We start from the raw sequence: 5608 nt of genomic DNA on the forward strand, positions 1-5608 counted from the left end.
AGTGGCGCAGCTATCTGCGAAAAAATCGGATCGCGGCCGGAACGGTCACAGCCGTCGAGGCGGATTTTTCGCCGAATGCGATCGCGCTCATGCTGGCGCTGATTGAAACCGGCTACATCGCGGTCCCGCTGACCTCTTCCGTCGCTGCGAAAAAGGCCGAGTTCATGGCGATTTCTGGAGTCGAGGCATTACTCGAACTTGATGCGCGTGATGAGGCGCGGCTTACACCTTTCGAGCGACCCGAAGCGCACGAAATCGTGCAACGGCTCCGTAAGCGCGGGCATCCTGGGCTGGTTCTATTTTCCTCCGGCTCGACGGGGCAGAGCAAGGCAACGGTCCACGATATCGTTGGGATGCTCGCCAAGTTCAAAGTCCGCCGGCATGCCCGACGCGCCATCACGTTCCTGCTTTACGACCACATCGGCGGCTTTAACACGATGCTCTATCAGCTCTCGAATGCGGGATGCATTGTGACAGTGCAGGGTCGCGATCCCGACAGCGTGTTGCGGGCGGTCGAACGGCACAAAGTGGAACTACTCCCCACTTCGCCGACGTTCATGAACCTTATTCTTTTAAGCGAAGCCCATCACCGCTACGATTTGTCGTCCTTAAAAATCGTCAGTTACGGGACGGAGCCAATGCCCGAGAGCACGCTGCGCCGGTTCCATCAGGCGCTACCCAACGTCGAGCTCCAACAGACCTACGGACTGTCGGAAGTAGGTATCTTGCGTTCGAAATCACGCTCGTCGGATTCACTTTGGGTCAGGCTGGGGGGCGAAGGTTTTCAGACTCGCGTGGTGGACGACATCCTCCAAATCAAGGCGGAATCTGCGATGCTCGGCTATCTCAACGCGCCAAACCCGTTCACCGACGACGGCTGGTTTAATACTGGCGACAAGGTCGAAGTCGACGGTGATTATTTCCGAATCCTCGGGCGGCAGTCTGATATTATTAATGTCGGCGGCCAGAAAGTTTACCCGGCGCAAGTCGAAAGTGTCGTCCAGGAAATGCCGGAAGTCGCAGAGGTATCAGTCTACGGCGAGAAAAACGCCATCATGGGCCAGATACCGTGTGCCGCGATTCGGCTCCGGCAACCACGCGATGTGCGAGAGTTCCATCGCGAGCTTAGACGATTTTGCCGCCATCGCCTTCAGGAGTTTCAGATTCCGGTTCGAGTGAGGCTGGTGGAAAGTGCGATGCACGGAGGACGATTCAAAAAGAATCGCCGAGAATACGTTGCGGGCTAATGAAGTTCCAGCCAGACAGCATTGCGAGGGTTCACGAGGAAATGGCGCTCGTCAAAGCTCAATCGATCGGCGGCTTTTTTACGAACTATTTCCGCCAGCAAATCGTGGGATCACAGATTCTCAGTGCCGCAACGGCGCGGACAGTCTTATTGCTAAATGATGAGCACGAGTTTTTTCGGCTCTATTTTTTTACGACTGATTTAGCCGACCTCGGGCAAACTCTGCATGAGGTAAAGTTTCCACGTGAGGTAGTCGCTGGTTACTTTACAAAGGCGGCTGACGAAGCGGCTGACGAAACGGTAGCCGCCGCCTTTCAACAAGCCGGGTTCAGTCCCATCGCTACTTACCGTCGCATGATAACTTATCGATTGCCTCCACTGCGACCGAATCCTGCGCTGGAATTCGCACTGCCCGCCGACGTCGATCAGCTTTACGACGGGCTTTTCCAAAGCTTCAATAAATACACCGATCACCTGCCCACGAAGCACCGCTTACGCGATTACGTTGAAAAGCAGTGGGTCATCGTCAACCGCGATGTGGGTCGGATCCGCGGAGCAGTGTGCTTCCAGCTTGAAGGGCCACGGGTGAACTACAATTACATCTACAATCTCAGCGGGAACGCTCTGGATTTTTTGCGACTGCAAAGCAATTTCTATGGCGTAATGCATCAGCGCGGCATTCACGCGGGGTTTCTCTGGATCAATCAGACCGAAACCCGTCTCGCTGCGCTGCATGAATCAATGGGCTGGCGCTTTGACGGGCTTAACGATTGTTTTTACCTTCGGTCTTTGGCCGGCTGAAAAGGCCCTGTGGACTCGATGATACAATGAAGGACGTTACTCAGGACAATGTTCGGGACTTTCTCTTGACGAGATATTCTGAACCGATCAAAGGGATGCGAGTGAACCTTGCAGAACTTCCAGACGACTTCGATCTTTTCTTGGCTGGAGTAATCGATTCGCTCGGAATACTCGAGATGATCAGCGCGATTGAGCATGAATTTCAAATACGACTCGATTTGGGCCTGCTAGATGCGGAAGATATCACAAGAATTGGGCCGCTGGCACGATATACTGCAGAGAATGCAAAACGATAACCGCAATACTCGTGGATAGAGGTCTGACGCTCAGCCCGGGTAAATGCGCTAATTCTGGTCCAATAATGCTATGGCCGTCGAAAATTTTTGACGCTGAAAAACGAAACAAGAATGCTACCGAAAAAAACGATAATATGTCAGCGGAGCGACTGCTGCCCGGATTAAAAAACAGAATTCTTCTGTTGCTCACCCGAATTGCACCGGGTGCTACAACTCTGCGAGTCTGTCTCAACCGCTGGCGCGGCGTTAACATCGGAAAGGACGTGTGGATCGGATATGACGCCATAATAGAAACGTCGTGCCCGCACTTTGTTACCATTCGCGACGGAGCAGCTATTGGAATGCGGGTTACCCTTATTGCGCATTATCGTGAACAGCAGGGCGTAATGATCGAGGAAGATGCCACACTCGGCGCGGGAGTGATCGTACTGCCGGGTGTGACCATTGGCCGCGGAGCGATAGTCACTGCCGGAAGTGTCGTCACTAAATCCGTTCCTCCTAAAACCGTGGTGCAAGGGAATCCGGCGCAAGCCATCGCCACAGTGGAAATCCCGTTTGGACGCGAGGTTTCGATAAAGGAGTTGGCGAAGGGTCTGCGACCAATCCGAAAGCCCGCCGCAGATCGCCGGCCGGCATCCCCAGAGGACTAAAGAGCCATCGGCGGCAATCTCATGCGGCCCAGCGATGCTGTTGACGTAGCGACTCCGGCCGAATAAAGATGACGCAAAAAATACAAACGCTCGGAAGTGTTGGCAGAGTTGTTCTTCACGGCCAAACAGCGCCAGGGTCAGGCATTGTCCGGCTGCACGTTAGTGCAGTGATGTTTACGATGCTGATTTTGAGCGGCTTTTCCGCTCTGCGCGGGGCCACGGTTTACGATTCCGACGGGTCGGCGGCGAGTGTGCAGGCCTTGCATAATGCCGCACACGACGGCGATACGATCACGATTCCCGCCGGGACATTTAGCTGGACTTCGCGCTTGGAAATCACAAAGGGTGTTACACTACAAGGCGCGACAACTATCAATGGCGCTGGCAACGACAATCCCACGATCGACGATGCGACAATCATTACGGATGACACTCGAAGAACCGGCTCTGAGAGAGGCATAATCAAGGTTGCGATCCGTTCGAACCAATCCTTTCGTTTGACCGGAATCACCTTCTCACCGGGCAGCGATACTACTGTTGCTAGTAGTGACGGGGCAATTCGCTTCTTTAGTCATCGTGACTCGGCTCCGTGCACCTCTATGCGCGTTGATCATTGCCATTTCAACTCGCTTTATCAGGGTAAGATAATCTGGGTCAACGGGTGGGTATATGGCGTTGCGGATCATAACGTGTTCGATTTCAGCCGCGGTACTTATCCATTTCTTATCATGCATGACACCTGGGGAGGGGCTTCCCAAACGAACGGCAATGGATCGTGGGCTGATTATCCGTGGTATGGAACCGGGAAATTCTTTTTCATTGAAGACAACACGGTCAGGAGCGACACACGCATGCCAAGTTATTTTATTGATACATCTTACGGCGGACGATGGGTGGCTCGCCATAACTACTTGAAAAATAGCATTCCGTCAGGCCACGGAACTGAAGGCGGTGCAGCCCGCGGCCAGCGTGTCAGTGAATTTTATGACAATACGATCAACATGACTGTTCCAGGGGCCCCAAGCGGGCAGCGATCTGGTACAAGTCTGTGGCATGATAATTTGTTCATCGGCGTGGATTCGCCCCGCAAGAGCCATTGCAACCTGCCGAACTTTCGTGAAACGCCCGCACGCCCTCATCCGGTTTGGGGGATGGCGGACGGAACCAGCGTATGGGATCAAAATGATACAGAAGGAAATGGCACATACGTTGAAGGGCGCCCGCCATATCTTTTCGATAGCGGGACAGACACCAGCTCCATCGACTCGAAAGGTGTGATCCATGATTCGACGAAATCATGGACACCAAATCAGTGGGTCGGCTACAGCATTAAGAACGCGAATCCGGCATCTGCATCTTATGGGCTTGGTTCGTTCATCATTTCCAACACATCGAACACGATCACCTATTTCTATTATTCTGCTCCTGATGGCGGCCATTTGATCTTCAATCGTGGAGACGCTTATGAAATCCATCGTGTTTTGACGATGATGGACCAAAACGGGAGGGGAAAGGGCGATCAGGTAGCGGGCCAACAGAAACCCGTCAATACTAAGGCTGCGAAACCTTGGTGGACGCATGAGGCATTGGAACCTTGCTATTCGTGGAACAACATTCATTCACCAAGTAATCATGTGTACGGTCTTCACGTGCACCCGGCTCAGCCCACCACTAAGCTTGGGCTGGATTACTTCAATCTAGGCGCCGACTTCGCATGGGACACCACTCCATCGGAAGTTTCAGCGCGATACAAGGCAGCCCTGAACGGCGTCGATTATGTTGGTCCATTTGTCTATCCGCATCCTTTGGTAAGCGGCGGCGGAAGCCCGACTCCAACTCCGAGCGCTACACGGGCTTTCCCAGGGCATCTCACGAAGAAGCAAAGAAACGCAAAAAGAGTAACAAATACGAACGAAGCCTGGATACGCCGATCACTCAGACGCGATCGAGAGTGAACATCTCACATGCTGTTGTTCGTTTTTGAATTACGGTTTTTGGTTGTCTATTGTTCAGGATGTCGCCAGTGCCGGCTCCCAGCCTGCCCTCCTATTCGTTGCGCTACCGGGTTGAAGGTAGCGACACACGCCGGCATCTGGCAGGCATTCGTGACAATCACGTTACTGGGCCTGCATGGAATCGGCTTTTTTGGGGAGTTGTCGGCAGAATCGGTGGGAAAGAGAAAACTCTCGATGAAGAGCCGTCATAAGGAACCCCTTTTTCATCGCATATGATGAGGCCCGAACTGACAATCCTCATGCCCTGTCTTAACGAGGCGCGGACTCTGACTGGTTGTATCGCTAAGGCGCAGCGATTTCTTGAGCAGTACGGAATCAGCGGAGAAGTGCTCGTAGCGGACAACGGGAGCACCGATGGATCAATCGAGCTGGCGACGGGGTTGAATGCGCGTGTTATTGCGGTGCCGGTCCGTGGTTACGGGGCGGCTTTGTCCGCCGGGATTGCCGCCGCGAAAGGTGAATACGTCATCATGGGAGACTCGGATGAGAGTTACGACTTTTCGGCACTCGCGCCTTTTGTCGCAAAGCTTCGCGAGGGATATGACCTCGTGATGGGTAACCGCTACCGCGGTGGGATTTCGCCCGGCGCCATGCCTCCGA

6 protein-coding genes are annotated in these 5608 nt (G+C 53.6%); all 6 read left to right on the forward strand.

Features of this window, described 5'->3' with window-relative positions; all coding sequences use genetic code 11:
* Nucleotides 1-1247 (forward strand): AMP-dependent synthetase (locus tag DMG62_22530; GenBank protein PYY20674.1); only part of this gene is annotated, 1247 nt, incomplete at its 5' end.
* Entirely contained in the window at nucleotides 1247-2047 is an 801-nt protein-coding gene (locus DMG62_22535; GenBank protein ID PYY20675.1) for a hypothetical protein, read from the forward strand. The genes DMG62_22530 and DMG62_22535, both read left to right, overlap by 1 nt.
* 26 nt (nucleotides 2048-2073) lie before the next feature.
* Entirely contained in the window at nucleotides 2074-2343 is a 270-nt protein-coding gene (locus tag DMG62_22540) for a hypothetical protein (GenBank protein PYY20676.1), read from the forward strand.
* 65 nt (nucleotides 2344-2408) lie between these two features.
* Nucleotides 2409-2993, forward strand: a complete 585-nt coding sequence (locus tag DMG62_22545; protein ID PYY20677.1) for a hypothetical protein — start codon at nucleotides 2409-2411, stop codon at nucleotides 2991-2993.
* Between the two features lie 170 nt (nucleotides 2994-3163).
* Nucleotides 3164-4948, forward strand: a complete 1785-nt coding sequence (locus tag DMG62_22550) for a hypothetical protein (GenBank protein PYY20678.1) — start codon at nucleotides 3164-3166, stop codon at nucleotides 4946-4948.
* A gap of 272 nt (nucleotides 4949-5220) precedes the next feature.
* Nucleotides 5221-5608, forward strand: a 388-nt coding sequence (locus tag DMG62_22555; protein ID PYY20679.1) for a dolichol-P-glucose synthetase, incomplete at its 3' end; no start/stop codon positions are given.

This window comes from Acidobacteriota bacterium (assembly GCA_003225175.1).
Lineage (GTDB): Bacteria > Acidobacteriota > Terriglobia > Terriglobales > Acidobacteriaceae > Gp1-AA112.

What these genes read in the sequence shown, in the direction of transcription:
- DMG62_22540 (PYY20676.1), top strand. Translation starts at nt 2,074, where the DNA reads ATGAAGGACGTTACTCAGGACAATGTTCGGGACTTTCTCTTGACGAGA.
- DMG62_22545 (PYY20677.1), top strand. Translation starts at nt 2,409, where the DNA reads ATGCTATGGCCGTCGAAAATTTTTGACGCTGAAAAACGAAACAAGAAT.
- DMG62_22535 (PYY20675.1), top strand. Translation starts at nt 1,247, where the DNA reads ATGAAGTTCCAGCCAGACAGCATTGCGAGGGTTCACGAGGAAATGGCG.
- DMG62_22550 (PYY20678.1), top strand. Translation starts at nt 3,164, where the DNA reads ATGTTTACGATGCTGATTTTGAGCGGCTTTTCCGCTCTGCGCGGGGCC.